Here is a 1,787-nt window from a genome sequence, read left to right as displayed (position 1 = left end):
GACGCACAGTTCGCCGAGCGCGCCGACCGGCGCTTCGTTGCCGTCGGCGTCGCACACGCGCGCGGTGCGCGACGGATACGGGCCGCCGATCGACACGATCGCCTGCGCCTCGTCCTGCGCGCGCGTCTCGCGATACAGGCAGGCGATGGTGGTTTCGGTCGGGCCGTAAAGATTGTCGAGGCGGATGTGGCCGAGCGGGCCGCTGCGCCACTGACGCAGCGAGTCGCCGGGCAAGCCCTCGCCGCCCACGGTGATCTGGCGCAGCGCCGCGAGCGCGTCGGCGGGCGGCGGCTCGCGCAGCCATTGCTGCCAGTACGCGGTGGGAATGCGCGCGAACGTGACCTTCTGCTCGATCAGATGACGGCTCGTGGTTTCCGGGTCCCAGAGCTGCGGGCCGCGCATCTCGATCTGGCCGCCCATCAGCAGCGCGGGCAACATTTCGTGCAGCGCGACGTCGAAGTTGATCGTCGACGATTGCAGTTGCTTGTCGTGCGCGCCGATCGCGTAGGTGCCGATGAAATCGTCGAGGTGACGCGCGAGCGTGCCGTGCGTGATCGCCACGCCTTTCGGGCGTCCGGTCGAGCCCGAGGTGTAGATCACATAGGCGAGCTGGTCGGGGTGGATCGGCGTGGCGTTCGTTTCGATAACCGTGTCGTCTGCTTCGCTGGCGAGCGAGGCGATGTCGATGATCTCGCGCCCGTCCAGCAGCGCGCCCAGACGCGCCGCGCCCGCCGCGTCGGCGAGCACGCAGTCGATTCCGGCGTCGTCTAGCATGGCGGCGAGACGTTCGAGCGGATACGCGGGGTCGAGCGGCACGAAGGCCGCGCCCGACTTCAGCACGCCGAGCACGCCCGCGACCAGCGCGGCCGAGCGCTCCACGCACAGCCCGATGCGCTGATCGGCCCGCGCGCCGAGCGTGCGCAGACGCGTCGCGATGCGCGTGCTCCAGCGTTCCAGTTCGCCATAACGCTGCGTCTCGCCTTCGCAATGCACGGCCTGCGCGTGCGGCTGCGCGGCGGCGCGGCGGCTGAAACGCGCGCCGACGGCTTCGAATGCGGCGGCGTTCGCGGGTGCGTCCGGTTGCGTGCGTTCGCGCACGCGTTCATCCACGAGCGCGAAGCTGGCGAGCGGCTGCTCGATCACGCTGGCAACCTGCGCGAGCAGACGCGCGAGATGAGCCAGCATCTGCTCGACGATGGCCGGCTCGAACAGATCGGCGGCGTAGTTGAACGCGAGGCGCACGCCGTCGTCGCGCTCGATCGCGTTGAGCACGAGATCGAAGCGCGCGGTCGGCAGATCGGCGCTCAATTCGCTCACCTGCAGGCCCGCGACCTCGAACGCCACGCGCTGCGCGCGCGTGTGGTTGAACATCACCTGGAACAGCGGCGTCTGGCCCGCGTTGCGCTCGGGTTGCAGCACTTCGACCAGTTGCGCGAACGGCAGGCTGTCGTGGCGATGCGCGTCGAGCACGGTCTGATGCAGGCGATCGAGCAGCGCGCCGAAGCTCGCCGCGCCACGCAGATCGGCGCGAATCACCAGCGTGTTGACGAAGAAGCCGATCAGCGGCTCGGTCTCCAGGCGATTGCGGCCCGACACCGGCATGCCGATGCGCAGATCCTGCTGGCCCGTGTAGCGCGCGAGCAGCACCGCGTACGCGGCGAGCAGCAGCGTCGGCAACGTCGTGCGGCGCGCGGCGGCGAGCCGCAAACGTGAGGTCAGGCGGGGGTCAGGCGGAACGCGGCCGCGCAGTCAGACACGCAGCCAAACGCGCAGTCAAACGTTAAACC

The 1,787-nt window shown here is 69.8% G+C and carries 1 protein-coding gene; it reads right to left on the bottom strand.

All coding sequences use genetic code 11. The features are described 5' to 3' along the window. Nucleotides 1-1,707: AMP-binding protein (locus G3N97_RS38580; protein WP_241031098.1), on the bottom strand; the 1,707-nt coding region annotated here is incomplete at its 3' end. Nucleotides 1,708-1,787 lie beyond the last annotated feature (80 nt).

The sequence above is a fragment of the Paraburkholderia sp. Ac-20347 genome (assembly GCF_017104805.1).
Lineage (GTDB): Bacteria > Pseudomonadota > Gammaproteobacteria > Burkholderiales > Burkholderiaceae > Paraburkholderia > Paraburkholderia tropica.
This window is presented reverse-complemented; position numbering and strand designations above follow the sequence as displayed.